This is a genomic window from Rhodococcus sp. 05-2255-1e, from assembly GCF_002259025.1.
GTDB lineage: Bacteria > Actinomycetota > Actinomycetes > Mycobacteriales > Mycobacteriaceae > Rhodococcoides > Rhodococcoides fascians.
In genome coordinates, this window is the sequence record NZ_NOZE01000013.1 from 328,440 (window position 1) to 353,536 (window position 25,097).

The 25,097-nt window shown below is 64.9% G+C and carries 25 protein-coding genes and 1 tRNA gene; 13 read left to right on the top strand and 13 right to left on the bottom strand.

The annotated features are described in order from the left end of the window. Positions 1-48: 48 nt before the first annotated feature. The 3 genes from CH262_RS11720 to prfB are packed head-to-tail and all read right to left on the bottom strand — an operon-like array spanning position 49 to position 2,510. Positions 49-498 carry a hypothetical protein gene (locus tag CH262_RS11720; protein ID WP_094717643.1) on the bottom strand — a complete coding sequence of 150 codons (450 nt, stop codon included), beginning with the start codon at positions 496-498 and terminating at the stop codon, positions 49-51. Beyond that, positions 495-1,394: a mechanosensitive ion channel family protein gene (locus CH262_RS11725; protein ID WP_027496572.1), complete on the bottom strand. Its 900-nt coding sequence runs from the start codon at positions 1,392-1,394 to the stop codon at positions 495-497. The genes CH262_RS11720 and CH262_RS11725 overlap by 4 nt, the downstream gene beginning before the upstream one ends. 3 nt (positions 1,395-1,397) lie before the next feature. Further along, entirely contained in the window at positions 1,398-2,510 is a 1,113-nt protein-coding gene (gene prfB / locus CH262_RS11730; protein WP_027496571.1) for a peptide chain release factor 2, read from the bottom strand. Positions 2,511-2,712: 202 nt separating this feature from the next. On the opposite strand from prfB, the gene CH262_RS11735 reads away from it, so the two are divergent. Together CH262_RS11735 and hisN are read left to right on the top strand one after the other, a co-directional pair. Further along, positions 2,713-3,204 (top strand): beta-class carbonic anhydrase, encoded by a 492-nt coding sequence (locus CH262_RS11735; RefSeq protein ID WP_094717747.1) that lies wholly within the window; start codon positions 2,713-2,715, stop codon positions 3,202-3,204. Between the two features lie 58 nt (positions 3,205-3,262). Beyond that, positions 3,263-4,054: a histidinol-phosphatase gene (hisN, locus tag CH262_RS11740; RefSeq protein ID WP_094717644.1), complete on the top strand. Its 792-nt coding sequence runs from the start codon at positions 3,263-3,265 to the stop codon at positions 4,052-4,054. Positions 4,055-4,099: 45 nt separating this feature from the next. On the opposite strand, the gene CH262_RS11745 is transcribed toward hisN, so the two are convergent. Beyond that, a complete protein-coding gene (locus tag CH262_RS11745; protein ID WP_094717645.1) occupies positions 4,100-4,468 on the bottom strand; it encodes a DUF1304 domain-containing protein in 369 nt (122 codons plus the stop codon). Positions 4,469-4,612: 144 nt separating this feature from the next. Between CH262_RS11745 and CH262_RS11750 the strand changes: the two genes are divergently transcribed. The 4 genes from CH262_RS11750 to CH262_RS11765 all read left to right on the top strand — a co-directional run bounded on the left by CH262_RS11750 (position 4,613) and on the right by CH262_RS11765 (position 9,113). After that, positions 4,613-6,022, top strand: a complete 1,410-nt coding sequence (locus CH262_RS11750) for an acyl-CoA dehydrogenase family protein (RefSeq protein ID WP_032366564.1) — start codon at positions 4,613-4,615, stop codon at positions 6,020-6,022. 44 nt (positions 6,023-6,066) lie between these two features. After that, complete coding sequence (locus tag CH262_RS11755) at positions 6,067-7,287, top strand: acyl-CoA dehydrogenase family protein (protein WP_032366333.1); 1,221 nt, start codon at positions 6,067-6,069, stop codon at positions 7,285-7,287. A gap of 184 nt (positions 7,288-7,471) precedes the next feature. Next, positions 7,472-7,816 (top strand): YciI family protein, encoded by a 345-nt coding sequence (locus CH262_RS11760; protein ID WP_027496565.1) that lies wholly within the window; start codon positions 7,472-7,474, stop codon positions 7,814-7,816. A 16-nt stretch (positions 7,817-7,832) separates the two neighbouring features. Continuing rightward, on the top strand, positions 7,833-9,113 hold the full coding sequence (locus CH262_RS11765; RefSeq protein WP_256988764.1) for an RNA polymerase sigma factor: 1,281 nt from the start codon (positions 7,833-7,835) through the stop codon (positions 9,111-9,113). On the opposite strand, the gene CH262_RS11770 is transcribed toward CH262_RS11765, so the two are convergent. Beyond that, positions 9,086-9,625, bottom strand: a complete 540-nt coding sequence (locus CH262_RS11770; protein WP_094717748.1) for a GNAT family N-acetyltransferase — start codon at positions 9,623-9,625, stop codon at positions 9,086-9,088. The genes CH262_RS11765 and CH262_RS11770 overlap by 28 nt on opposite strands. A 73-nt stretch (positions 9,626-9,698) precedes the next feature. Here CH262_RS11770 and CH262_RS11775 point away from each other — a divergent pair, with 73 nt between their 5' ends. Then, a complete protein-coding gene (locus CH262_RS11775; RefSeq protein WP_032366331.1) occupies positions 9,699-9,887 on the top strand; it encodes a hypothetical protein in 189 nt (62 codons plus the stop codon). Positions 9,888-9,984: 97 nt separating this feature from the next. Here CH262_RS11775 and CH262_RS11780 read toward each other — a convergent pair whose 3' ends face one another. Together CH262_RS11780 and CH262_RS11785 are read right to left on the bottom strand one after the other, a co-directional pair. Beyond that, positions 9,985-10,497, bottom strand: coding sequence for a putative immunity protein (locus tag CH262_RS11780; protein ID WP_032391566.1), 513 nt, complete (start codon positions 10,495-10,497; stop codon positions 9,985-9,987). A 105-nt stretch (positions 10,498-10,602) separates the two neighbouring features. Continuing rightward, positions 10,603-10,679: transfer RNA gene (locus CH262_RS11785), tRNA-Met, on the bottom strand. A gap of 501 nt (positions 10,680-11,180) precedes the next feature. Here CH262_RS11785 and CH262_RS11790 point away from each other — a divergent pair. After that, positions 11,181-11,750: a transglycosylase family protein gene (locus tag CH262_RS11790; protein WP_094717647.1), complete on the top strand. Its 570-nt coding sequence runs from the start codon at positions 11,181-11,183 to the stop codon at positions 11,748-11,750. Between the two features lie 143 nt (positions 11,751-11,893). On the opposite strand, the gene CH262_RS11795 is transcribed toward CH262_RS11790, so the two are convergent. Beyond that, positions 11,894-14,854 (bottom strand): UPF0182 family protein, encoded by a 2,961-nt coding sequence (locus tag CH262_RS11795; RefSeq protein WP_027496560.1) that lies wholly within the window; start codon positions 14,852-14,854, stop codon positions 11,894-11,896. Between the two features lie 288 nt (positions 14,855-15,142). On the opposite strand from CH262_RS11795, the gene CH262_RS11800 reads away from it, so the two are divergent. Continuing rightward, on the top strand, positions 15,143-15,709 hold the full coding sequence (locus tag CH262_RS11800) for a PPA1309 family protein (RefSeq protein ID WP_094717749.1): 567 nt from the start codon (positions 15,143-15,145) through the stop codon (positions 15,707-15,709). Positions 15,710-15,724: 15 nt separating this feature from the next. Here the strand turns inward: CH262_RS11800 and CH262_RS11805 are convergent, their stop codons facing one another. Further along, a complete protein-coding gene (locus CH262_RS11805; protein ID WP_032387460.1) occupies positions 15,725-16,750 on the bottom strand; it encodes a YlbL family protein in 1,026 nt (341 codons plus the stop codon). Positions 16,751-16,894: 144 nt separating this feature from the next. Here CH262_RS11805 and CH262_RS11810 point away from each other — a divergent pair, with 144 nt between their 5' ends. From CH262_RS11810 to CH262_RS11820, 3 genes are all read left to right on the top strand, one after another. After that, the gene (locus tag CH262_RS11810) at positions 16,895-18,298 is read left to right on the top strand and encodes a zinc-dependent metalloprotease (RefSeq protein ID WP_094717648.1); all 1,404 of its coding nucleotides are present in this window, start codon (positions 16,895-16,897) and stop codon (positions 18,296-18,298) included. A gap of 123 nt (positions 18,299-18,421) precedes the next feature. Continuing rightward, entirely contained in the window at positions 18,422-19,309 is an 888-nt protein-coding gene (locus CH262_RS11815) for a hypothetical protein (RefSeq protein ID WP_032372873.1), read from the top strand. A gap of 95 nt (positions 19,310-19,404) precedes the next feature. Next, positions 19,405-20,715 (top strand): ABC1 kinase family protein, encoded by a 1,311-nt coding sequence (locus CH262_RS11820; protein ID WP_032366327.1) that lies wholly within the window; start codon positions 19,405-19,407, stop codon positions 20,713-20,715. A 34-nt stretch (positions 20,716-20,749) separates the two neighbouring features. Here the strand turns inward: CH262_RS11820 and CH262_RS27555 are convergent, their stop codons facing one another. From CH262_RS27555 to CH262_RS11835, 3 genes are all read right to left on the bottom strand, one after another. Beyond that, a complete protein-coding gene (locus CH262_RS27555) occupies positions 20,750-21,070 on the bottom strand; it encodes a WhiB family transcriptional regulator (protein ID WP_027496555.1) in 321 nt (106 codons plus the stop codon). A 153-nt stretch (positions 21,071-21,223) separates the two neighbouring features. Beyond that, on the bottom strand, positions 21,224-21,535 hold the full coding sequence (locus tag CH262_RS11830) for a hypothetical protein (protein ID WP_032366326.1): 312 nt from the start codon (positions 21,533-21,535) through the stop codon (positions 21,224-21,226). 143 nt (positions 21,536-21,678) lie between these two features. Continuing rightward, on the bottom strand, positions 21,679-23,793 hold the full coding sequence (locus CH262_RS11835) for an ATP-dependent DNA helicase UvrD2 (RefSeq protein ID WP_094717649.1): 2,115 nt from the start codon (positions 23,791-23,793) through the stop codon (positions 21,679-21,681). 112 nt (positions 23,794-23,905) lie between these two features. Here CH262_RS11835 and CH262_RS11840 point away from each other — a divergent pair, with 112 nt between their 5' ends. After that, positions 23,906-24,175: a mycoredoxin gene (locus CH262_RS11840; protein ID WP_032366324.1), complete on the top strand. Its 270-nt coding sequence runs from the start codon at positions 23,906-23,908 to the stop codon at positions 24,173-24,175. A gap of 7 nt (positions 24,176-24,182) precedes the next feature. Here CH262_RS11840 and nudC read toward each other — a convergent pair whose 3' ends face one another. Continuing rightward, positions 24,183-25,085: an NAD(+) diphosphatase gene (nudC, locus tag CH262_RS11845; protein WP_094717650.1), complete on the bottom strand. Its 903-nt coding sequence runs from the start codon at positions 25,083-25,085 to the stop codon at positions 24,183-24,185. Positions 25,086-25,097 lie beyond the last annotated feature (12 nt).

Sequence of the window (25,097 nt, forward strand, 5' to 3'; positions counted from 1 at the left end):
GAAGCGAGCGGGTGCCGCGGCGAGTCCCGAGGGCCGGTAAAGAGTGCCTCAGCGCGACGAGGTCGGTGCAGGCCGGGACGGGATGAGCGACTGAATCGCCGGCGGGATGGGCACGCCGAACGGGGCGGTCGTCGTGGTCGGCGGGGCGGTGGTCGTCGGCGACTGGGTACCGGTGTCGTCGGCGCTCGTCGACGACTCCGGCTCGGTGGTCGTGCTGGGTGTAGTAGTGGTCGACAGACGTGAAGGGGTCGGTACGTACGTCTGCGATTCGCTCGGTTGCGTGAGCTCGTCCGGGCTCACTGCAACCGGCCCCTGAACCGCTTCCCCGTTCCTCTCGGCGATATCTGCGCTGACCTGCCCGTACAGCAGAGCGGTGAGCACGAAGCAGATTCCGAACGCCACGGTGGAGGTTCGGACGCGGCCGTAGATCTTGGCCGGAATGCGCCACTGCCGCCAATTTCGTTGCGAGCGTTCGGTTCCGGTATCGGGTGTACTCACTGGTCTTCCGTTCGATCTCGTCCCGATGATTCCGGTGCAACCCCGGCCGTGCTGACGTCGGGGGCAACGTTGATGCCCTCGGGCTGCAGCGCAGCGGCAACTCTCACACGCAGCTCTCGTCCCACCTGGAATTGCTTGCCCGGCAGCGTCCGCGCGACCAAGCGAACGTTGACCTGCCCCACCTCGATGCTCTCCACGCCCATCACGGTCGGTTCGTCGAGTAGGAGCGGACGCAAGTGTGAATCTGCGAACGCATCGCGGCCGACCGCACGCAGAAGCGCATTCACCTGAGTTAAATCGGCGGTACTGGGGACCGGAACGTCGACGACGGCGCGAGCCCAATCCTTGGACAGGTTGATCGCCTTGACGATCTGCCCGTTCGGCACGGTGATGACCTCGCCGTCGACGCTACGGACCCGCGTCACTCGGAGCGTGACGTCCTCGACCGTGCCCTCGGCATCCTCGGCGGAGCCGTTGACGGCGATCTGCACCACGTCACCGAAGCCGTACTGCCGTTCGGTGATGATGAAGAAGCCGGCCAGGATGTCTTGCACCACGCGCTGAGCACCGAAGCCGAGGGCTGCACCGATGACAGTTGCGGGTGCCACGAGTCCACCGACCCCGAAGCCGAACCGGCGCAGCACCTCGATGGTGACCAGGATGTAGATGAGCGTGACCAGCACCCAGGTGATGACCTGAGCCAGGGCATGACGGTGTTTGGCGGCCTCCGACCGGACGAGCGCGTCGCTGTGCTGGTAGTTCTGGTCGATGCGGGCAGTGATTCGAGATCCGGTCCACGTGACGAACCGCGCGGCCAGCAGCCCGCCGAGGATGTACAGCACGATTCCGAGGCCGTTGAGCTTGACCTCGGGCGTCACGTTGAGCCAGGCCGTCATCGGTTACTGCTCCCCTCGCATTCGCCAGCGAATTCCCGATTCCAGGAAGCCGTCGATGTCTCCATCGAGAACAGTAGACGGATTGTTGACCTCGTACTCGGTACGCAAGTCTTTGACCATCTGGTACGGGTGCAGCACGTACGAGCGCATCTGATTACCCCAGGAGCTGCCGCCGTCACCCTTGAGCGCGTCCATCTCGGCCCGCTCTTCCTTGCGCTTGACCTCGAGCAGCTTGGCCTGCAGCACGCGCATGGCCGACACCTTGTTCTGCAGCTGCGACTTCTCGTTCTGGCAGGTCACGACGATTCCGGTCGGAATATGCGTCAACCGGACGGCGGAGTCGGTGGTGTTGACCGACTGCCCACCTGGCCCGGACGAGCGATAGACGTCGACCCGAATGTCGTTCTCGGGGATTTCGATGTGGTCGGTGGTCTCGACGACCGGAAGCACCTCGACCTCCGCGAACGACGTCTGGCGTCGACCCTGGTTGTCGAACGGGCTGATCCGGACGAGCCGGTGCGTGCCTTGCTCGACCGACAGCGTTCCGTAGGTGTACGGGGCCTTGACGGCGAACGTCGCGCTCTTGATTCCGGCTTCTTCGGCGTAGGACGTGTCGTAGACCTCGACGCCGTACCCGTGCTTCTCGGCCCAGCGGATGTACATGCGCATGAGCATTTCCGCCCAGTCGGCGGCGTCGATTCCGCCGGCACCGGAGCGAATGTTCACGAGGGCGTCGCGGGCGTCGTACTCACCGGACAGCAGCGTTCGAACTTCCATGGCAGCGATGTCCTCTCGGAGCGAGGCGCGTTCGGCGTCGGCGTCAGCGGTGGCGGACGCGGCGGCCTCGCCCTCTTCGCCCTCGGCCAACTCGTACAGAACCGGCATGTCCTCGAGCCGCTGCCGGAGCTCCTCGACGCGGCGCAGTTCGGCCTGCGCATGGGAGAGCTGACTGGTCACCTGCTGAGCGTGTTCCTGGTCGTTCCACAGGTCGGGTGAGGCGGCCTGATGTTCCAGCTCGTCGATGCGTCGCCGCAGCTCCTCGACGTCGAGAACGGACTCGACTGTGGACAGAGTGGTATCGAGCTCGGCGAGGTCTGCAGAAACGTCGGGATGCACGAGAGTCAAGGTTACCGGCACACGAACCCGTCCCCGACCGCCCCCGAAGACGGGTGGTCATCCAGGGGTTCGAACCGTGCTGATTCGAACCCTGTTCGGGCACCTCGTCCGCTGCTAGCTTTCGACGAGTCGGCATATGCGCACGTCGACATCCCTGCCGCCGCACGGTGCCAGCGACATTCGATGGACAGAGGAGTCTCGTATGACCGTCACCGACCAGTACCTCGAGAACAACAAGGCATACGCCGCCCAGTTCGACGGTCCCCTACCGCTGCCGCCGTCGAAGCACGTCGCGGTGGTCGCGTGCATGGACGCCCGGCTCGACGTCTACCGGATTCTCGGCTTGGCCGACGGGGAAGCACACGTGATCCGCAATGCGGGTGGGGTGATCACCGACGACGAGATTCGTTCACTGGCCATCAGCCAGCGGCTGCTCGGCACCAAGGAGATCATCCTGATCCATCACACCGATTGCGGCATGCTCACGTTCACCGACGACGACTTCAAGAACGACCTCCAGGAGGAGACCGGTCTGAAGCCCAACTGGGCTGCCGAGTCGTTCCCGGATCTGAACCGCGACGTTCGGCAGTCCTTGGCGCGCATCGAGCTCAGCCCGTTCGTCACGAAGCACGAGTCGCTCCGCGGGTTCGTCTTCGATGTTGCCACCGGAAAGTTGAACGAAGTCACCGAATAGCCCGGCCACACGTATCGCCGCGTACGAGCAGGCCCGTGCGCGGCGATAGTCTTCTGCGGTGACCGACTACTCTGCCGATCTGCATCTCGCCCTCCGGCTCGCCGACGAAGCCGACATCATCACTCGTGGACGATTCCTCGCCATGGACCTGACGGTGGACTCGAAGCCGGATCTCACACCGGTCAGCGACGCAGACCTGGCCGTGGAAACGATGATTCGGGCGCAGCTCGGATCGGAGCGTCCCGACGATGCTCTGCTCGGCGAGGAGTTCGGTGGCACGGCTACGTTCAGCGGCCGCCAATGGGTCGTCGATCCGATCGACGGCACCAAGAATTTCGTGCGCGGCGTACCCGTGTGGGCCACGCTGATCGCGCTGCTCGAGGACGGCGTTCCCACCGTCGGAGTGGTCAGCGCCCCGGCGTTACATCGCCGATGGTGGGCCGCCGACCAGCTGGGATCGTGGACGAGCGTCGGCGACGAAACCGCCCGTCGAATCCACGTGTCGAAAGTCGACTCACTTTCCGCGTCGAGTCTGAGCTTCTCCAGCCTGTCCGGCTGGGCCGACCTCGGAACGAGAGACCGCTTCATCGGACTGACCGATGACGTGTGGCGAGTTCGCGCCTACGGCGACTTCTTCTCGTACTGCCTGCTCGCCGAAGGAGCCCTCGACATCGCCGCCGAGCCGGAGGTCTCCCTGTGGGATCTGGCGGCACTCGATGTCCTGGTGCGCGAGGCGGGCGGGACGTTCACCTCGCTCGACGGACGCGTCGGGCCGCACGGCGGGAGCGCGGTAGCCACGAACGGGCTGCTGCACCAGGACGTCCTCGGCCGCCTCTCCCCCGCTGCGTGAATCGGTCGTCACTCACCGGATACGGACGGTGAGAACAGCGAGCCGTCAGAGGACTGCGGCCAGGACCAGGGCCAGTAGCGGAGTGATTCCCTGCACGAACGCGGGCCGGAAGTACTTCGCTCCGCCGGTGGCGAGCACCAGAGCCGCGCCGACGATGCTGGCGCACGCGAAGTAGACGATTGCGTCGCCGGCCGAGCCGCCGACGATGAGGCCGACCACGATGCCGATGCCGAGAAACAGGTTGTAGAAGCCCTGATTGAAGGCCATCGGCTTGGTGATGTCGGCGTCGCTCTGACTGGCGACACCGAACTTCGCCCACACGGCCGGCTTGGACCAGAGCACGCTTTCCATGACGAAGATGACGACATGGAGTACCGCGGCGAGGGCGGCGAAGATCTGAGCTATCGGATGCACGGCAAACAGCCTGTCACATCGGTACGACGCAGGATACGTAATGCTCACCCGGGTGTCGTGCGCCACCAGTACTTACTCGGCAGTAGACAGCTATCTTACTCGGGAGTAAGATCTGTGAAGTCCGTGCCCGACGCCGAGGAACTGGTGATCATGAGCAAGCAAGACAGTGTGGTCGACGCGAAGGCCCCCAAGGTGCCCCGCGATACTTCTGCGGTTGGCCTCAACCCGTTCAAGAGAGATGCGATCGGAACCGCCATGCGCGTTCTGACGGCCATCACCGGGTCCGAACTGGCGGAGAAGTACAACCTCCGACAGACGATCGACCGCGTCACGTACGAGAGCACCAAAACCGGTTTCAAGACTCTCGGTGCCGCCAACCGTACGTTCGCCAAGGTCACCGGAGGCGGCAAGCCCAAGCGTCTCGACGACGGTGCCGCGAAGAACCTGAGCTACTTCGACCTGACGCCCGACGACGAGCAGCGCATGATCGTCGAAACGGTCAAGGAGTTCGCCGAGGAAATCCTCCGGCCGGCCGCCTTCGAGGCTGATCACAACGCCTCCTCGCCCGAGGACCTGGTTCGTCGCTCGGCCGAACTCGGCATCACGCTCATCAACGTTCCCGAGGAACTCGACGGTGCCGCCAGCGAGCGCGGTGCGGTCACCAATTCCCTCGTCGCCGAGGCTCTCGCTCACGGCGATATGGGCCTGGCCCTGCCGATCCTCGCGCCCAGCGGTGTCGCGGTCGCCCTCACTCAGTGGGGAACGGATGCGCAGCAGAAGACGTACCTCCCGGCATTCGTCGGCGAGAAGGTGCCGAACGCAGCAGTGGTCGTCAACGAGCCCCGCGCACTGTTCGATCCGTACGCGTTGCAGACCAAGGCCGTGCGCTCCCCCAGCGGGTACAAGCTCAACGGTGTCAAGAGCCTCGTGCCTGCGGCCGGCAGCTCCGAGCTGTTCGTCATCGCCGCTGAACTCGAAGGTCGCCCGACTTTCTTCATCGTCGAGTCCGATTCCAAGGGCCTCGTCGTGGAAGCGGATCCGAGCATGGGTCTGCGCGCCGCGGGACTGGGTCGCCTGATCCTCACCGACGTGGCAGTGCCCGAGTCTGCTCTGCTCGGTGATGGTGACGCCGACCAGCGCGCCGCCGAGTACAGCGCCGCCATCGGTTTGGCCCGTCTGGGCTGGGCTTCCTTGGCGGTCGGTACGAGCCAGGCCGTACTGGACTACGTCGTTCCCTACGTCAACGAGCGCGTTGCGTTCGGCGAGCCGATCAGTAACCGCCAGGCCGTGGCCTTCATGGTCGCCAACATCGCCATCGAGCTCGACGGCATGCGGTTGGTCACGCTGCGTGGCGCGTCGCGCGCCGAGCAGGGCCTGTCGTTCACTCGTGAATCGGCCCTCGCACGCCGCCTGGCGTCCGAGAAGGGCATGCAGATCGGTTCCGACGGTGTGCAGTTGCTAGGTGGACACGGTTTCACCAAGGAACACCCGGTCGAGCGCTGGTACCGCGATCTACGGTCCGTCGGCGTCGCCGAAGGCATCGTTCTCATCTAGCTCGCCGCCCCGAATTCCATGGCACTCACCCAAGGACACACACGATGATCAATCTTGAACTTCCCAAGAAGCTTCGGGCGCAGGCGAATCAGGCTCACCAGGTCGCTGCCGAGATCTTCCGCCCCATCTCCCGCAAGTACGACCTCGCCGAGCACGAGTACCCGGTGGAACTCGACACCATGGCGTCCATGGTCGAAGGCATGTCCGACGCCGGTGGCGAAATCGGCGGAGCGGCCGGTGGCCGTGAGAAGGACAGCGAGTCGGCCAAGCCCAGCAAGACTGCGAACTCCAACGGCGGCAACATGTCCGCTCTGGTGAACGTCATCGAGACCTGCTGGGGCGACGTCGGCCTCACTCTGTCGATCCCGTACCAGGGACTCGGCAACTCCGCTATCGCCGCGGTTTCCACCGACGAGCAGCTCGAGCGCTTCGGCAAGGTGTGGGCTTCGATGGCCATCACCGAGCCCAGCTTCGGCTCGGACTCCGCAGCAGTTACCACCACCGCTGTCCTCGACGGCGACGAGTGGGTGCTCAACGGCGAGAAGATCTACGTCACCGCCGGTGAGCGTTCCACCCACATCGTGGTGTGGGCAACGGTCGACAAGTCTCTCGGCCGCGCGGCCATCAAGTCGTTCGTCGTCCCGCGTGACGCTCCGGGCCTGTCGGTTGCCCGCCTCGAGCACAAGCTGGGCATCAAGGCGTCCGACACCGCAGCCCTGCTGCTCGAGGATTGCCGCATCCCGAAGGACAACCTGCTCGGCACCGCCGAGGTCAACGTCGAAAAGGGCTTCGCGGGCGTCATGCAGACGTTCGACAACACTCGCCCTCTGGTTGCGGGTATGGCGATCGGCGTCGCCCGTGCCGCACTGGAAGAGTTGCGGTCGATCCTGGTCGATGCCGGAGTCGACATCTCGTACGAGACTCCCGCCTACAACCAGCACGCGGCGGCCGCAGAGTTCCTGCGACTCGAAGCAGACTGGGAAGCCGCGCACCTGCTCGCACTGCGCGCGGCATGGATGGCCGACAACAAGGAGCCCAACTCGCTGCAGGCGTCGATGTCGAAGGCGAAGGCCGGACGCTCCGCAGTCGACATCACCCTCAAAGCAGTCGAGTTGGCCGGTACCTACGGCTACTCCGAGCGCCCGCTGCTCGAGAAGTGGAGCCGTGACTCCAAGATTCTCGACATCTTCGAGGGCACGCAGCAGATCCAGCAGCTGATCGTTGCCCGTCGCGTACTCGGAAAGTCCTCGGCCGAGCTGAAGTAAGCAGTGGCTCGTCATCGAGTCGGCACGTGATCGACAAGCGGCACCGGACTGTGCGTCCGGTGCCGCTTTCGTGCGCTTGGAAGAAATGTCGAGGGGCGGTGTCGATATCGTGATGTCTCGATCGTCGTCTTCGTGTACGGCGAATCGCGCCGCGACACCGAGGTACCGAGCCAAGGAGCGCACCATGAAGTACATCCTGTTGATCAACGCCGACACCTCCCCCGGTGCTGCACCCGGCTGCAGCAGTGTGGAGGACTGGATGACGTACGAGAAGGAACTGAAGGAGGCCGGGGTCTACGTTGCCGGGCACGCTCTGGCCGACTTGACCACTGCTACCGCGGTACGCGTCGATCCGAGCACGGGCGAACGGACCGTCACGGACGGCCCGTATGCCGAGTCGCACGAGGTACTCGGGGGTTACGACGTCATCGACGTTCCCGACCTCGATGCCGCGCTCGAGTGGGCGGCCCGCTGCCCCGGCTCCAAGGACGGCGGCACCGTCGTCGTGCGCCCGCTCGCGGAATTCTGACGCGCGGGATCGTTCGGTGAGCAAGGTCGAGGTCAGTCGAACGATCGGATCGGTATTCCGTGCCGAGCGCTCGATGCTGCTCGCGTCGTTGGTGCAGCGCTACCGTGACCTCGACCTCGCGGAGGAGGTGACGTCGGATGCCATCGAGGCGGCTCTGAAGCATTGGCCGATCGATGGCATACCGGCCAAGCCAGGGGCCTGGTTGCTCACCACAGCCCGGCGCAAGGCAGTCGACCGCCTCCGACGCGATGAGACACTGGCTGCGAAAATCGCCGTACTGCAGATCGACTCGGACCGCGACAACCCGTCCGGCTCGAATGCGCTCGACGATCGTGTGCCCGACGATCGCCTCCAGCTGTTCTTCACGTGCTCCCACCCGGCTCTTGCTGCCCAGGACCGACTCGCCCTGACGCTGAGGTGTCTCGCGGGTCTGTCCACCGCAGAGGTGGCGCGCGCACTGCTCATCCCTCCTGCCACGGCGGCACAGCGAATAGTGCGGGCCAAGAACAAGATTCGCACGGCTCGCATTCCGTTTCGCGTTCCAGGACCGGACGAGCTGGCGGAGAGAGTGCCGATGGTGCTCGAGGTCGTCTACTCCATCTTCACCGAGGGGTACTCGGCGACATCCGGCGATGGAGTCGGACGCGTCGATCTCTCGGACGAAGCGATCGGTATGGGCAGAGTTCTGCACGCGGCTCTGCCGGGCACGTCCGAGGTGACCGGCTTGCTGGCGCTGATGTTGCTGACCGACGCCAGACGCCGCGCCCGGATCGACGAACACGGCGAGATCGTACTGTTGGCCGATCAGGACCGGCGCACATGGAATGCCGCGTTCATCGCCGAGGGAACGCAACTCGTGAGCGCGGCCCTGACCCGCGGACCGGCCGGCCCGTACTCCGTTCAAGCCGCCATCGCGGCATTACACGACGAGGCTGCTGACGCCGCGAGCACGGACTGGCCTCAGATCGTGGCCCTGTACGACGTGTTGATGGCACTCACACCATCACCGGTGGTCGCGCTCAACCGGGCCGTCGGCGTCGCAATGACCGAAGGGCCCGAGGCTGGGCTCGAGTTGTTGGACGCCATCGCCGCTGAGCCGGTCCTGCGCCGGTACCACCCGTTCGCGATGGCGAAGGCCGATCTGCTGCACCGACTGGGCCGGATGGACGAGGCCGCCGTGCACTACCGGAGAGCACTGGATCTCGCGCGAACGGCACCGGAGAAACGTTTGCTGAGAAGACGACTGGCCGAGGTTGCCGACGCACGGGATCAGGCGGACAGCACAGCATCCACCTGATCGGCCTTCAGCGGTCGGTCTGCGTACACCAATCGGATGGCCTCCGGATCGGGGTTGCCGATATCGGGTCCACGGGATACCAGCTTCAGGCCGGCGCGCTCTGCCACGCGAGCGGATGAGAGGTTGTGTTCGAGAAGATATGCCACGACCGGCATTTCGGGCCGAGTTCGATACGCGCACTCGACTGCGGTTCGACACATCTCTGCGGCGTACCCCTTGCCCTGCGCGTCGGGATGGAGACGGTAGCCGAGATTCCAGAAGGCATTCTGTCGGATGGAACACCCGCCGTAGCCGCTGATCATGTCGCTGCCGTGCTCACGAACGATCCATGTGCTCAATCCATCTCGACGCCACTGCGCAGTCCAGTTCTGCACCATACGTTGGGTCGTACCGATGTCGTTGTGCCGCAAGCTCGGAAAGTGTGTCCACGACTGCGGATCACTGCAGATCTCGTACAACGCGTCGAGATCCGCATCTGCAGGCTCGTCGAGAACCAGTCGTGGGGTCTGCATTCGCACACCGATGATCCTAGAGGGCTCGAGTCTGGTAGACCGGTGGTAGACGATCGAGCGAAGGGTGACAGTCATGGCCGAGTGGATCAAGAAGGTCGAAGAGAACGCCAAGGGCCTCATCGCAGAGGCGGAACAGGAACTGACGGCTCTCGAGGGCGCGGACACCGTCGACCTCACCGCAGACGAGCCGGAGGATGCTGCGACCACCGACGACGATGACATCGTCACCAGTGACGATGCACGGGAGCAGGTCTCGGACTGAAGCAACCGCCGGCGTTCTCTGCGCCCAGTCGGCGCAACCGGTAGTCGACGTCGATCGAGATCGACACCCAGTCCTTCACGGTCACGGTTCTGTAGATCTACTCGAACACGTACCAGCAGATGCTGTTTCTCCTGTGCTGGTCCTCCAACACCAGAGCCCGCACGCTGTCCGGCAGCTGTTCCCTCTGCCACTCATTTTCCGCATACGCCGCGGCGGTTGCGCTCGACGACGGTGCCGCAGCTCGAACTGCCTTGATGGCGTATGCCGCTGCTCCGAGGTCGTGTTCGGCCACGTGCGCCACGCATGCGGCCTGGCCTGCGGCGTAGGCGGCGAATCGAGCCGCTCCGCGAAGGGGACGCGCTGCGCCCATCGCGTGTCCGCCGAGGGCGCGGGTCTCCATCATCGGCAGCTCACCGCGTACCCACGCGCCGATCCCGTCGATGGCTTCCCGCGGTCTGGCGTCCGACGGAACCGAGCTCTCGAACAGGGGCAGCACGTGTTCGGCACAGGCAGCAGCCCAGAGTGCCAGGGCCCGATGATCGTCATCGGACAGCAGTCCCCCGCGCCGGGCCGTGACGAGCCGGGGATCTCGAACAGCGGGCAGGATCATCCTCGGTCGCCCTCTTCGCACGGGCATCGGGCAGTCCAATGTGATTGCACGGTGGCTATCAGAGCACAAAAAGCCCGAGACCGTGTGGCCTCGGGCTTTTTCGAGTGGTAGCGGGGACAGGATTTGAACCTGCGACCTCTGGGTTATGAGCCCAGCGAGCTACCGAGCTGCTCCACCCCGCGTTGCATCTACGAAGTTACCCCTGCGTGTACGACGAATGCAAATCACGTGACCACGGGGTGCTCGGTCCAGCCGATCAGGCTCGACGCACGGCCGAGCCGACCCGAACAGCACGTTCGCAGCCCCTCGAAATAGTGCTCCGGGTCTCTTTTCTTGCGTGTTTCGGGTCACATAACGGTCGGGTCACGAAGGTGAAACATTCCCGCCACAATGCGGCTCGAGCTGCACGAACAGGGGGTCCGATCCCACTATGTGGACGGTTGGTATCCCATATCCGCTCAGTGACGGTGAGTGAATCCTCGACTACCTTCACGGACGGCCCTAAACCGCTGGGCTTGCACCACCCCGCCGCTTCTTTCGCTCTGCCCCGCGGGTGTGGTCCCCAATACGTACGGGGGCAGAGCCGCGACGATACGAAGTGCCTGGTCGTCATCGCCATCACCACCGGCGTAACGATTCGCAGGCCAGTCGCGCCAGTCGAGCGCGGAGAGGATTCACCCCGCATGACCACTCAGAACAACTTCGGTAAGCGCGCACTCGGATTGGCCGCCATCGCCGGCGCAGCCGTCGCCATTCCGCTCGGCGTTTCTGCCGGAACCGCCAACGCAGCCCCCCACAACTGGGACGGCGTCGCACAGTGCGAGAGCGGTGGCAACTGGAGCATCAACACCGGAAACGGCTACTACGGCGGCCTGCAGTTCTCGCAGAGCACCTGGACGGCCAACGGCGGAACCGGCTCCCCGGCCAACGCCTCCAAGGCCGAGCAGATCCGCGTCGCGGAGAACACCCTGCAGAGCCAGGGACCGGGCGCATGGCCCGTCTGCGGTCAGCAGCTGACCACCGGTACATCGGCAGCCGAGCCCGAAGCGGCACCGGCACCGGCTCCCCAGGCAGCTCCGGCTCCGGCACCTGCCCCCGCGCCTGCCGTCGCACCCGAGGTCGCAGCAGCTACACAGGCCGCTCAGGGCGCATTCGATGCAGCATCCAAGCTCGCAGACCAGTACGGCCTGAGCACCCAGTTCCAGCACTTCGCTGCTGCGAACGCTCCAGTGCTCGCACCCATCGGACGCTGATTCACCGGCAGTTCGCTAGAACTGCCTCGTTCCGCTCGCAGTGGATGCCCAGCGCATCCGATGTAGCGAACAACGACAGAGCCGCCTCACCGATTCGGTGAGGCGGCTCTGTCGTTGCAGTCGACCCGGTGGAACAGTGCCGATCAGCTACCGGCCCCGTTGTACGCGTCGACCGCCTTCTGCAGGTTCTCCAGCGCGGTACCGAGCTGCGCCAGGTTGCCGCTCTGCTGTGCAGTGCGCACGGCGGAGAGTGCGTCGTTCAACCCGGTGACAGCGGCGTCCCTGGTGGTCGACCCACCGGTGGACGGAGCCGGATTCGCCGGCGTCGAACCGCCCTCGGACGGGGTCGTCTCGGGTACGGCACCCGGCTGGGTACTGCCGTCGGTCTCCCCCGGCGCCGTGACGGTCCGTCCGGCACCGGCCCCGAACACCTGCTCGATGGCCTCGGGCAGCGTGGCGGCGTAACCGACACGACCCTCGTACGAGACCAGCACCCGGATCAACTGCGGATACGCCGACGCCTCGTTGGTGCGCGAGGCGTACACCGGCTCCACATAGATCAGACCGCCGTTGCCCACGGGCAGGGTCAGAAGATTGCCGAACTCGACAGTGTTCTCCCGGCGCACGATGCCGAGGCTTTCGGAGACGTCCGTCGTGGTCGTCATCTGGTTCTGTACCTGATTCGGGCCCTGAGTGGACGTATCGGTCGGCAGCCTCAGCACGGTGATCTTGCCGTAGTTCTCCGGATCCGAATCCGCGCTGACATACGCGCCCAGCACTTCTCGGCGATACCCCACCAGCGCACTGGTCAGCTGGAACGAGGCCTGGTTCTCCTCGTTGGAGATATCGGACGCGACGACGTAGTACGGAGGCTGCTTGGCGGCAGTGTTCTCCGCGGTCGGGTCGGTCGGAACCTCCCAGAACGCGTTGTTGGTGAAGAACTCTCGCGGATCGTTGACGTGGTATTTCGTCAGCAGTTCACGCTGAACCTTGAACAGGTCCTCCGGGTACCGGAAGTGATCCCGCAATTCCGGAGACACCTCGCTCTTGGGGATGACCGTTCCGGGGAACACGCCTTCCCATGCCTTGAGCACCGGGTCGTTCTCGTCCTGCTCGTACAGCTTGACGGTGCCGTCGTAAGCGTCGACGGTGGCCTTGACCGAGTTCCGGATGTACGAGACTTCCCGGCTCGGCAGTGCGCGCGTCGTCGTCGACTCGATGCTGTCGGCAGTGGCATCCTCGAGCGACATCCGCTGGGCATACGGGAAGTTGTCCAGCGTTGTGTAGCCGTCGATGATCCAGACGAGCTTGCCGTCGACGATCGCCGGGTACGTCGAACCGTCGGTGGTGAGCCAGGGCGCGACCTTCTGCACACGGTCCCGGGGATCACGGTTGAACAGAATCTTCGATTCGTCACCGATCACACTCGAGAACAGGATGTTGCGCTCGGCGTACTTGCTCGCGAACACGAGTCGGTTGAAGAAGTTGCCGACGTCGACACCCGCTGCACCGGTGTAGGAGTAGCTCTTGCTGTCCGTGTCGTACTCACGGGGTTCGCCGGCCGAGCCGACGATGGAGTAGTCGGCGTCGGAATTCGCGATGACCGGGCCGAAGTAGATGCGCGGCTGATCGAGGTCACCTGGGCCGTCCTTACGCACGGTTCCCTCGGCGTTGTTCTCGATCCAGTTCACCTGGTAGTTGGGATAACCACCACGCCCGCCGCTGGACTCGTCGGCGACAGCCTCGTCGACGGAGTTGGCAGGAGCAGCAACGAAGCCGTTTCCGTGCGTGAACACGGTGTGGCGGTTGATCCAGTCACGCTGGTTCGCGTCGAGAGTCTGCGGTGAGATCTCACGCGCGGCGACGACGTAGTCGCGGAGGTTGCCGTCCGCGTCCGGGTAGCGGTCGACGGCCAGTGTGTCGGGGAATCCGTAGAAGTTACGGATCTGACGCTGCTGAGTGAACGTCGGCGCGAGGATGTTCGGATCGAGCAACCGGATGTTCGACATCGTGGCCGACTCCGATGCCACTTCGCTCGGGCTCAACGACGCTTCACCCGAATAGTCGCGGTACGAGACCACGTCATCGGTCAAGCCGTACGCAGACCTCGTTGCCGCGATGTTGCGCTCGATGTACGTGCTCTCCTTGTCGGCCGCGTTCGGACGAACCGAGAACTGTTCCATCACCAACGGCCAGACGGCACCGATCAGGATCGACGACAACACCAACAGCGCTGTGGCCAACGCGGGGATTCTGAGGTCACGAAGGAAGATGGCCGCAAAGAAGGCAATTGCGCAGATGACCGCAATAGCCAACAGAATCAGCTTGGCCGGCAGCACCGCATTGATGTCGGTGAAGCTGGCACCGGTGAACGTCGGCTCCTTACGGCTACTCGACAACAGCGTGTATCGATCGAACCAGTAGGCGATTGCCTTGAGCAGGACGAAGGTGCCGGCCAGCACAGCGAGCTGAATCCGCGCCGCGCGAGTGAGCGCTCCTTCTCGGCCGGCGAGCCGAATACCGCCGAAGACGTACTGCGTCACCAGATTTGCGAAGAATGCGACCAGGATGGCAACGAACAGCCAGTTCAGGATGAAGCGGTAGAACGGCAGATCGAACGAGTAGAACCCGACGTCCAGGCCGAACTGCGGGTCGGTCTGGCCGAAGTCGCCGCCATGCAGGAACAGCTGCACGGTGACCCAGTTCGTCTGCGCGATCATGCCGGACAGGAAACCGAACACGACCGGGATTCCGATGCCGAACAACCGCAACCGGCTCATCACCGTGGTGCGGTATCGAGCGATCGGATCGTTGGGTCCGGCCACCGGAACGAACACCGGGCGATTGCGGTACGCGACGACCAGCGCGCCGAAGACGATGAGCCCGACGACGACCGAGACGACGAGGAAGATCACCAACCGGGTCAACAGAGTGGTGGTGTAGACGCCGCGGAAGTCGACTTCTCCGAACCACAACCAGTTCGTGTAGATATCGATCAACCGCGGACCGATGAGCAGCAAAGCTGCTACTACCAAGGCCAATACGAGCAAGATCCGGCTTCGCCGCGACAACGACGGCATACCGGTGGGGGGCCTCATGCCCACGTGCCACACTCCAACTTCGGGCGACGCCGATGGCGCCGCAGATGACTGTCACGGCGCACCTCGCGTGCGCCGCATGTCCGTTTCGCCCTACTGTACGTACGTTGATCCTACGGCTGTGACGCCCGTACTGCGGCCCCGCCGGACCGCAGGTCAGGAGCATCGACATTCGTGGAACCATTCGGATGCGAGGATAGTGCGGTGAGCAACGACAGTGACGGACTGCCCGGCCAGGAACATTTCGGAGACGACTTCGACCCCGAGTCGGGCGGGCCCGGCGTCGCCGAGGCATTGGCTCGGTGCGCGCGTGAGGTGGCGGACTTCGTCGACGCGGGCGGGTGGGGCCAGTCGCCCCAGATGTTCGCGCTGGTGCCCACCGCTGCCCTCGCCGCGGCAGAACCCGGCCTGCTCGACGATCTGGCCGACGGTGCTGCACTCACACCGATCCAGCAGCATTCGTTGCCCGAGGACATCACCGGCGGCTCCCCCGCCCTCGACGAATTCCTCGCCACGTCGACGTGGCCCGAGGGCGTCGTGGGATGCGCACTCGTCCAGGAGATCGTCGTACTCCCCCCGGAGGCGGAGTCGGCACTCGACGATGCGCTGATGCCGCTTCTCGCAGATCCCGACGCGGCCGACAACGCGGCGCGATCGGCCGCCGAGAACCATCCCGAGAAGCGTGACGCGCGGCTGATCGTGGCAGTGCTCAAGGACGGGCCGTCGTTGACGTTGTTGCAACTGCATCCGGACGAGGACGCCGATCCGTTCGCTCCCATCGACCTTCGCATCGCCGAGGACCTGGCACCCAACGTCGTCCACGGTCTGTACGCGACGTTCGATGTGGTCGACGACGAATAAATACGACCGAGCGGGTCAGCTACACGTCGGAACGTCTTCGCCCGACCCGATCGCTCGGAGCGAGTCGATCGCATTGTCCAGCGATTCGACTCGCACCAAACGCAGACCGTCGGGCACATTCTGTTGCGCCTCACCACAATTGGCGTCGGGCACCAGGAACGTGGTGGCCCCTGCCTCGCGAGCTGCTATCAGCTTGTAGGGAATACCGCCGATGGGGCCGACCGTTCCCGCTGCGTCGATCGTGCCGGTTCCCGCCACGAATTCGCCGTTGCTCAGCTCGCCGGGACTCAGTTTGTCCACCACCGCGAGGCTGAACATCAAGCCGGCGGACGGACCACCGACGTCGGCGAGATTGAACTTCACGTCGAACGGAACGTCGGGCTGCTCCTCGGGCGTCACACCGAGATATCCCTTCGACGGATCGTCCGGCCTGGCCCCGAGCACAACGGAACCCGTACGAGGGGCACCATCACGCACGTAGTCGATGTCGAGCGAATCGCCGGGTGCCTTGGCGCTGACGGCCTCGCGAACCGCGCCTGCCGTCGAGACGGGGGTGCCGCCCACCGCAACCAGAGTGTCTCCGATGTTCAGCACGCCTGCGGCGGGGCCGTCCTGGGCCACGCTCGTCACCGACAGCGACACCGGGAGGTCGAGGTGATGCAGAGCGGCGAGTTCGGCACTGGATTCCGATTGCTCGAAATCGGCCTGATTACCTTCCTGCACTTCCTCTTTCGACTTGTCCGGTGGGTACACCTCCTCACGAGGTACCAGTCCCTGACGCCCACTGGCCCAGAACCCGAGAGCCTCGAAAAGATTGAGCTGATCCCGCACGGCCACCGTCGTCATGTTCAGATGGCCTGCGGTGGGGTCGACGTCGGTGCCGTCGATCTGGACTACGGGCACGCCGTCGACGTCACCGAGAGTGTTGTAGGTCGGCCCGGGGCCGAGTGCCGCGAACGGAACGGTGACGACCGAGCCGGTGACGCCCAGCACCACGACCGGTACCAGCGCTGCGACGAGTGTGGCGATCCTTCGGTTCACTCGGTAGACACTAGATCCGAACGTGCGGCGGCGTGGATACCGCCCCTGCCGGAGCCCGACGCACGATGCGACGAAGCCGTTCTGTTCGCCGTCAGCGTGACGATCTTTCGCGCTCCGAGTGCTCATGGCTTGTACCGTTGAGCCATGAGCAATTTTGGTTTCGGTGCTTCCGACGACGACCCGGACAAGAAGAAGGATCCGGACGGGTCGGGTAACCCCGCCGGTTTCGGGTTCGGGGCCGAGGGCTTCGACCCTGCACAACTGGGCCAGATGCTCACCCAGTTCGGCCAGATGCTCAGCGGCATGGGTGCCGCGGGGTCGGGCGGATCGTCGGCCGGACCGGTCAACTACGACCTCGCCAAGCAATTGGCCCGACAGCAGATGGGCGATTTCAGCCCGGTGTCGGCCGGGGAGCGTGAGGCCATCACCGAGGCCGCGCACCTCGCCGAGCTCTGGCTGGACGGTGCCACCACATTGCCTGCCGGTGCCACCAAGACTGCAGCGTGGACGCCGGTCGACTGGCTGGACAACACCATCGACACCTGGAAGCGGCTGTGCGATCCGGTCGCCGAGCAGATTTCGGGCATGTGGACCTCGGGGTTGCCGCCGGAGGCTCAGCAGATTGCCGGACCGATGATGGGCATGCTGACCCAGATGGGCGGAATGGCGTTCGGCTCGCAACTCGGTCAGGCACTGGGCCAACTGTCGAAGGAAGTTCTCACCTCCACCGACATCGGTCTCCCGCTCGGCCCGTCGGGCACCGCCGCGTTGCTACCGTCGGCGATCGCGTCGTTCAGCGAAGGTCTCGAACAGCCCGAGCGTGAGGTGCTGGTGTTCTTGGCCGCCCGCGAGGCTGCACACCAGCGGCTGTACAGCCATGTCCCGTGGCTGCGCCAGCGGGTTCTCGCCACAGTCGAGGAATATGCTCGCGGCATCCGCATGGATTTCTCGGCAATCGAGGAAGCCGCTGCCGGGCTCGACCCGTCGGCGCTGACGGATCCGTCGAAGATCGAAGCGCTGCTGCAGCAGGGTTCGTTCGAGCCGCAGACCACGCCCGAGCAGAAGCACGCTCTCGAACGTCTCGAAACGTTGCTGGCGCTGGTGGAGGGCTGGGTGGAGACCGTGGTCACGGCCGCACTCGGCGACCGTCTCCCCGGCGCGGTTGCCCTCGCCGAGACCATTCGCCGTCGCCGCGCCTCCGGCGGCCCGGCAGAGCAGACGTTCGCGACGTTGGTCGGTCTCGAGTTGCGTCCCCGAAAGGTGCGCGAGGCCGCCGATCTGTGGCGCCAACTACTGGCCGCCGCGGACGTGGAGGGCCGCGACGGGGTGTGGGCACACCCGGATCTCCTGCCCGACGCATCCGACCTGGACAATCCGGCGGCGTTCATCGACCGAGTCGTCGGCGGCGGCACCTCCAGCTTCGACGACCCCATCGCGCAACTCGAGGCGATGGAGGCAAAGGAGGCCGCCGAACGAGCGGAACACGGCACGGACGACGCCTCGGAGGACGGCGACGACCATCCGGACAAGGGCTCTTCCACACCCTGAACCCGGACGGCGCACACCAATGCCGTCGGCCCCGTCGAACGCCTGCTCGAAGCCTATTTTCCCCTGTGGATAACGTGCTTCGAGCGGGCGTTTGCCGTCGGACCGAGTGTCACAGTGTGGTTCATGATCACATCGACCGTTCGACTCGATCCCGCGGTGGCCATCCTGCCGCGACGGGACGGAACCGTTCAATTGGGGTGGAGCCCCGAGACCAGCGTCGTCGTCACTCCCCCTCCCGGTGCGGAACCGGGCTCGATACTCGAGATCCTGCGGCTTCTCGCGGCAGGACGTTCCAGGCCTCACATCGTCTGTCACGCAATGACGTTGGGTTTGTCCGCGAACCGAGTGTCGTCGATGCTCGCCGAATTGGACGATTCCGGCCTGCTCGTGCACGGCACGAGTGGCCCGGCGTCGAGCAACGCGGACGCTCCGTCGAGTGAACTGCGCGACATTCGTTCCGTGCATCTCGTGGGCCGTGGGCCGCTCTCGGATGCGCTGACCGCCGGGTTGCGGCGCACCAGTGTCGCGGTGACCAGAACGAGCCTGACCCCGACACGCTATCCGCACCTCGCCGTGAACTCGTGGCAGTACGACGTGGTCGTGCTCACCGACGACCTCGTCGCCGAGCCCCGCCTGGTGACCGATCTGGTGCGGAAAAGGATCCCGCACCTGCAGGTGCGACTGCGGGACGGGAAAGGAATCGTCGGCCCGTTCGTGGTGCCCGGACAGACGAGTTGCCTGCGCTGCGCCGATCTCACCCGCTGTGATCTCGATCCGGAGTGGCCGCACCTGTCCGCACATCTGCTCGGCACGGTGGGCCAGGCGAGTACCGCCACGGTGTTGGCCACGGCGGCGTTCGCGTTCGCGCAACTCGAGACCCTCATCGATCGCACGGACGGAACGATGCCCGAAACCACCGACTGCACGATGGAGCTGAGTTTCGCGGCAACCGGTACGTCCGTGCACAAACGGCAGTGGACGCGACATCCGCATTGCGATTGCTGGTACTGACCGCACGGTCACTCGACCACCCGCCCACCTCGGCAGTCGAGGCCACGGTTTCACCGGTCCGAGCATTTGTCGGAAGGTTCAGCCATGATGGAGCTGTGTCAGACATACCGCGCCGTGGATCCACTCGTACCGCGAAACTAGCCAGCATTCCCCTGGGAATGGCCGGACGTGCCGCGATGGGCTTCGGAAAGAAGCTCGCCGGCGGAAACCGCGACGAGATCGACGCGGACATGGCCGCCAAAGCAGCCGAGCAACTCTTCTCCGTCCTCGGAGAGCTCAAAGGCGGGGCCATGAAGCTCGGTCAGATGCTGTCGGTGATGGAAGCCGCCGTTCCCGAGGAGTATTCGGAGCCCTACCGTGAGGCACTGACGAAGCTGCAGGCTCAGGGCCCGCCCATGCCGGCCAAGACGGTGCATCGCGTACTCGATCAACAACTGGGTACGGCGTGGCGATCACGGTTCGAGAGTTTCGACGACACCGCCATTGCCTCGGCCAGCATCGGACAGGTCCACCGAGCCACGTGGGCGGACGGGCGCGACGTCGCGGTCAAGATCCAGTACCCGGGTGCGGACGACGCCCTGCGGTCGGACCTCAAGACTCTGTCTCGTTTCGCGAATCTGTTCAGCACGGTGCTCGCCGGTACGGACGTCAAGCCCGTGCTCGAAGAGCTGACGGCTCGCACCGAGGACGAGCTCGACTACCGTATCGAGGCAGCCAATCAGCGCGCCTTCAGCAAGGAATTTGCGGGCGATCCTCGGTTCGCGGTACCCAAGATCGTTGCCAGCGCCCCGAAAGTGGTTGTGAGCGAATGGATGACGGGTAGGCCCCTGGCCGATGTGATCGCGCACGGAACTGCGGACGAGCGTAATCGAGCCGGCGAACTTCTGGCGCGGTTCGCGTTCGAGTCTCCCGCGCGCGCGAAGTTGTTGCACGCGGACCCACATCCGGGAAACTTCATGATGCTCGACGACGGCCGAATGGGCGTCATCGATTTCGGGGCATGTGCTCCGATGCCCGACGGCCTGCCTCCGGTCCTCGGCCGGATGGTCGCACTCGCTCGTGACGACAAGTTCGACGAGCTGGTCGAACTGTGCACCGAGAGTGGCTTCGTGGTGCCGGGTCGCACGGTGACGGAGAAGGAAATTGCCGATTACCTTCGCCCGTTCACAGACCCGATCCACACCGAGTCTTTTCACTTCACTCGGGCGTGGCTGCAGAAAGCGGCAGGCACCGCAGCCGATTTCAACAGCGCACAGTTCCGCACCGTTCGCTCGCTGAACATGCCGCCGGAGTACGTGATGATCTTCCGGGTACTGGGCGGCCTGGTGGGAATCTGCGCGCAGCTCGACGCCTATGCGCCGTACATGGCAATTCTGACGGAATGGTTGCCCGGCTTCACCGAGTGAATCACTCGGTGAAGCCGGACCTCCGGATCGAGCTTCATGCCGCGTTCTTACGTGGCCGTCCGCGAGGACGCTTGCGTGCGATGACAACACCCTGTTCCAGGATCTCGCCACCCCATACGCCCCATGGCTCGGCGCGATCCAATGCGGCGCTGAGACAGGTTCGGCGGATGGGGCATTCGGCGCACAGCGCCTTGGCCTGCTCCAATTCGGCAGGGGTGTCGGCGAACCACATGTCGGGGTTCGCCGCTCGACAAGGCACCGACAGCTCGAGCTCCGCCGATTCGGCGAAACTTGTTGCTGCGTAGGTGCTTTCGGACTCTGGTCGGCATGTCGTCCGGATCGTGGCGGTTGACACGTCGGTCTCCTCTACTTTTCGTGCGGCGTCGTTATCGGTTCGAGGGGTAATGCGAACCATGTCGGCCTCACGCTCGGGTAGAGGATCTACCTGAACGACAAAGGCCACGGTCCGCGAGTGCGGGTCCGTGGCCTGGTGGGCAAATCGAAGCATCTACCTACAGTGAAGTCGGTATCTGCTGTCGAACACGGACGCGCGTGGTGCGCGGTGACGTCGATGGGTGTACACAGCGGGTGCTGCCAACGCCAGGACGCCGGGGGCGGAATTCGACCCGAGGGCTTCCGATGCGGACTGGTGCATCGGGCCGAAAGCGGTGGGACGAATCCACGTCTGCGCAACCGAGCCGGCGGCTACGGCCGCAGCAGCGGGCGTACCGACCAGCGCATCGCCGAAGGGCGTTGCACCGCAGACAGGGCTGAGCACGACGGTTGCTCTTGCACCGGCGATGTCGAATGTGTCGATCATGTTCTTCAGCTCCTGTTCTGGTCTCGTGGGCGGACTGGGCAGTGTGCGGTCTCCCGCGACACGAGAAACAGACTAAGCCCCCCGCCGAGATCTGCACAAGTTATTTTTGACCAGCAGTTTTACGGCATCTGTTCGACGGACGGTTACCGGTCGGAAGAGCGCACCACCGTGAGCACGTCCTCGCCGAAGCGCTCGAGCTTCTTAGCCCCGATTCCCGGTATCGCTACGAGTCCACGCTCGTCCTGCGGTTGCTGTTCTGCGATAGCAGTCAACGTGTTGTCACTGAACACGACGTATGCGGGCACCTTGAGTTCACGAGACTTGTCCAGGCGCCACGACTTCAACGCGTCGAGCAGCGCGATGTCCACGTTGGACGGGCAGCTATCGCATCGTCCGAGCATCGTGGCCGACGTGCCGATCAGCGGCTTACCGCAGATTCTGCACTTGGGCCCGGACCTCTTGGCCGCGGGTGCCGCGATGCGCGACGCGGGCGAATCCTCGGGCACCAATCCGACGAGGAATCGGGAGCGGCGACGCGACTTGCGCCCACCCTCGTTACGGGCCAGGGCCCACGACAGGTGCAGGTGGACCCGCGCCCGGGTGACACCCACGTAGAGAAGGCGACGTTCCTCTTCGACGGCGGCCTCGTTGTTCGCACTGGGATCGTTGCCGATCGCGTGAGATATCGGCAGCGTTCCGTCGGCAAGCCCGACGATGAACACTGCATCCCACTCGAGCCCCTTCGCTGCATGCAACGAGGCCAGCGTCACGCCCTGCACCGTCGGTGGATGCCGCGCCTCGGCGCGAGCCGCGAGTTCACCGAGAAGTGAGTCGAGGGTCAGTTCGGGGTCGTGCACCAGCAATTCCTCGGTGAGTTGCACGAGACCTCCCAGGGAGGCCCACTTCTCCCGCGCCTGCGCACCGGTCGGCTCGGTAGCCGTCAACCCCAGTGGAGCCAGCACGGCCCGAACCAGACCGGTCAGGCCGTCCCCGGAACGAGAACCGTCGGGTAGATCGTCTCGGCCAGCAGCCTGGCGCAGTGCATTGACTCCCTGCCGCACTTCGGGTCGAGTGAAGAAACCCTCGCCGCCGCGAACCTGATAGGGAATCTTCAGCTCGGTCAGGGCCTGCTCGTGCGCCTCGGACTGCGCATTGATGCGGTACAGAATTGCGATCTCGGCAGGCTCGACGCCTTTCGAGATCAACCTCTTCACCGCGCGTGCCACTCCGTCCGCTTCGGCGGGCTCGTCGTCGTATTCGAAGAACTCCGGCTCCGGACCGGAATCACGCTGACCGATCAGCTGCAGCCGAGTGCCCGCAATGCGACCCCGCGCGGCACCGATCACGCGATTGGCCAACGACACGACCTCCGGTGTCGATCGGTAGTCACGTTCGAGACGGACAACCGTGGCCTCGGGATACTTGCGAGAGAAGTCGAGCAGGTAGCGAGGGGACGCTCCGGTGAACGAGTAGATCGTCTGATTCGCATCACCGACGACGGTGAGGTCGTCACGATCGCCCACCCAGGCGTCGAGAACCCGCTGTTGGAGCGGCGTCACGTCCTGATACTCGTCGACGACGAAGCAGCGATAGCGTTCGCGGAATTCGTCGGCCACCGAGGAGTGCTCTTCGAGCGCCGCGGCGGTGTGCAACAGCAGATCGTCGAAGTCGAGCAACATGCCGTCGCCGCCGCGCGATTTGAGTTCTTCGTATCCCGCGTACACCGCAGCGACCGTGGCTGCGTCCATGGGCACGTCGCGTCGGTTGCTCGCCGCTATGCGCGGGTAGTCCTCGGGAGCGATCAACGAGCCTTTCGCCCACTCGATCTCGCCCGCAAGGTCGCGGATGGCGTCGGTGGAGGTGGACACTCCGGCCCGGTTCGCCGCCTGCGAGACCACGGTGAATTTGCGATCGAGCAACTGCCACCCGGTGTCGCCGACGACCTGTGGCCAGAAATATTTGAGCTGGCGCATCGCGGCAGCGTGGAAGGTACGGGCCTGCACCGGAGGACCCTCTCCCCCGACGCCGAGTTCTCGAAGACGGCCGCGCATCTCACCGGCCGCCCGCGCGGTGAAGGTGACCGCCAATACCTGGCCGGAGGACACGTGCCCCGCGGACACGAGATGCGCGATGCGTCGAGTGATCGTGCGGGTCTTACCCGTTCCGGCCCCGGCGAGCACACAGACCGGACCGCGAGGGGCCAGCACTGCCGCGGATTGCTCCGGATCGAGACCGGCAGTCATCGCGTCGTCAGCCATGGGTCCATTGTGTCAGTGCCTACCGACAGCGATGTCCGGGCCCGACGCCGCCGAGACTCGCCGAGGCGGCCGTCACGGAACAATCACCTGCGCCCTGCTGTTGACTGTCTCCGTGACCACTACCGAGAACACCCCACAGACCCCGGCCGCGCTGACCGTCTACTCCACCACCTGGTGCGGGTACTGCCGCCGGCTCAAGACTCAGCTCGACGAGGCGGGAATCGCCTACTCCGAGATCGACATCGAGCAGAACCCCGAGTCCGCCGAGTTCGTCGGCAGCGTCAACAACGGAAACCACATCGTGCCCACCGTGCAGTTCGCGGACGGATCGACGGCAACCAATCCCAGCCTCGCCGAGGTCAAGCGCGCTCTCTCGCTCTGATCGGGCGTCAGGTCGTCGCTGCCCACGCCTCCAGCATTCCGCGGGCGATAGAGATGGACCCGGGAAGCAGCAATCGAGACGTCGACTCCGATCCCCAGTCGCCCAGTTCGAGGGCGGCGACGACCTCGGTCCGCTCGAACCAGTGCGCCTCGGCGATCTCGCCGTCCTGGAACGCGAGCGGCTGATCCGGGTCGGCGACGGCCGAGAAGCCGATCATCACCGAACGCGGAAACGGCCACGGCTGACTGCCGAGATATTCGATGCCGGATACGTCCAGCCCCACTTCTTCCTTGATCTCCCGCGCGACGCAGGTCTCCAGCGATTCGCCGGCCTCGACGAATCCGGCCAACACCGAGAACCGACGTTCGGGCCACATCGGTGCGCGCGCCAACAGCACTCGATTCGCGCCGTCGTGAACCAGGCAGATCACCGCAGGATCGGTGCGCGGAAACTCTTCGTGACCCGAGGACGTGCTGGTCCGCGACCAGCCTGCAGCCGACGGAACGGACGGAGCGCCGTCGAGCGAGCTGAACCGCGCACTGGCGTGCCAATTGAGGATGGCCAGAGCCCCGGTGACCATCGACAGCGACACACTGTCGAGGCGCTCACCGTCGGTTCGCAGGTCTCCCAGCGTGCCCTGAAGTAGTTCGACGCGTCGGGTCCACAGGTGCCGGTCGCCATGAATTCCGAGGAAGACCACGTCCTCGGTCGGTTCCGTGGCCACGTCTGCGGCGTCGACGAAGACCAGACCACCGTCGTCCACTGCGAATCTGCCGCGACCGTCCACGTCGAGTATGCGAGCCGTGGACCACCCGGCGGCCAGTGCCGCTATGTCGCGGCGCAATTCCTCGGCCCGGTCGAGCGGTGATCGAGACAGTCGAGGTGGATGGACGAGCTGAAAATTCGGCACGCTCACGACCCT

Bases quoted from the DNA above. Each gene is read 5' to 3' on its own strand.
- CH262_RS11770 (WP_094717748.1), bottom strand. From the start codon at position 9,625: ATGCAGACCCCACGACTGGTTCTCGACGAGCCTGCAGATGCGGATCTC.
- CH262_RS11830 (WP_032366326.1), bottom strand. From the start codon at position 21,535: ATGATCGACACATTCGACATCGCCGGTGCAAGAGCAACCGTCGTGCTC.
- CH262_RS11780 (WP_032391566.1), bottom strand. From the start codon at position 10,497: ATGATCCTGCCCGCTGTTCGAGATCCCCGGCTCGTCACGGCCCGGCGC.
- CH262_RS11755 (WP_032366333.1), top strand. From the start codon at position 6,067: ATGATCAATCTTGAACTTCCCAAGAAGCTTCGGGCGCAGGCGAATCAG.
- CH262_RS11775 (WP_032366331.1), top strand. From the start codon at position 9,699: ATGGCCGAGTGGATCAAGAAGGTCGAAGAGAACGCCAAGGGCCTCATC.
- CH262_RS11815 (WP_032372873.1), top strand. From the start codon at position 18,422: ATGATCACATCGACCGTTCGACTCGATCCCGCGGTGGCCATCCTGCCG.
- CH262_RS11790 (WP_094717647.1), top strand. From the start codon at position 11,181: ATGACCACTCAGAACAACTTCGGTAAGCGCGCACTCGGATTGGCCGCC.
- CH262_RS11735 (WP_094717747.1), top strand. From the start codon at position 2,713: ATGACCGTCACCGACCAGTACCTCGAGAACAACAAGGCATACGCCGCC.
- CH262_RS11760 (WP_027496565.1), top strand. From the start codon at position 7,472: ATGAAGTACATCCTGTTGATCAACGCCGACACCTCCCCCGGTGCTGCA.
- CH262_RS11725 (WP_027496572.1), bottom strand. From the start codon at position 1,394: ATGACGGCCTGGCTCAACGTGACGCCCGAGGTCAAGCTCAACGGCCTC.
- CH262_RS11835 (WP_094717649.1), bottom strand. From the start codon at position 23,793: ATGGCTGACGACGCGATGACTGCCGGTCTCGATCCGGAGCAATCCGCG.
- CH262_RS11810 (WP_094717648.1), top strand. From the start codon at position 16,895: ATGAGCAATTTTGGTTTCGGTGCTTCCGACGACGACCCGGACAAGAAG.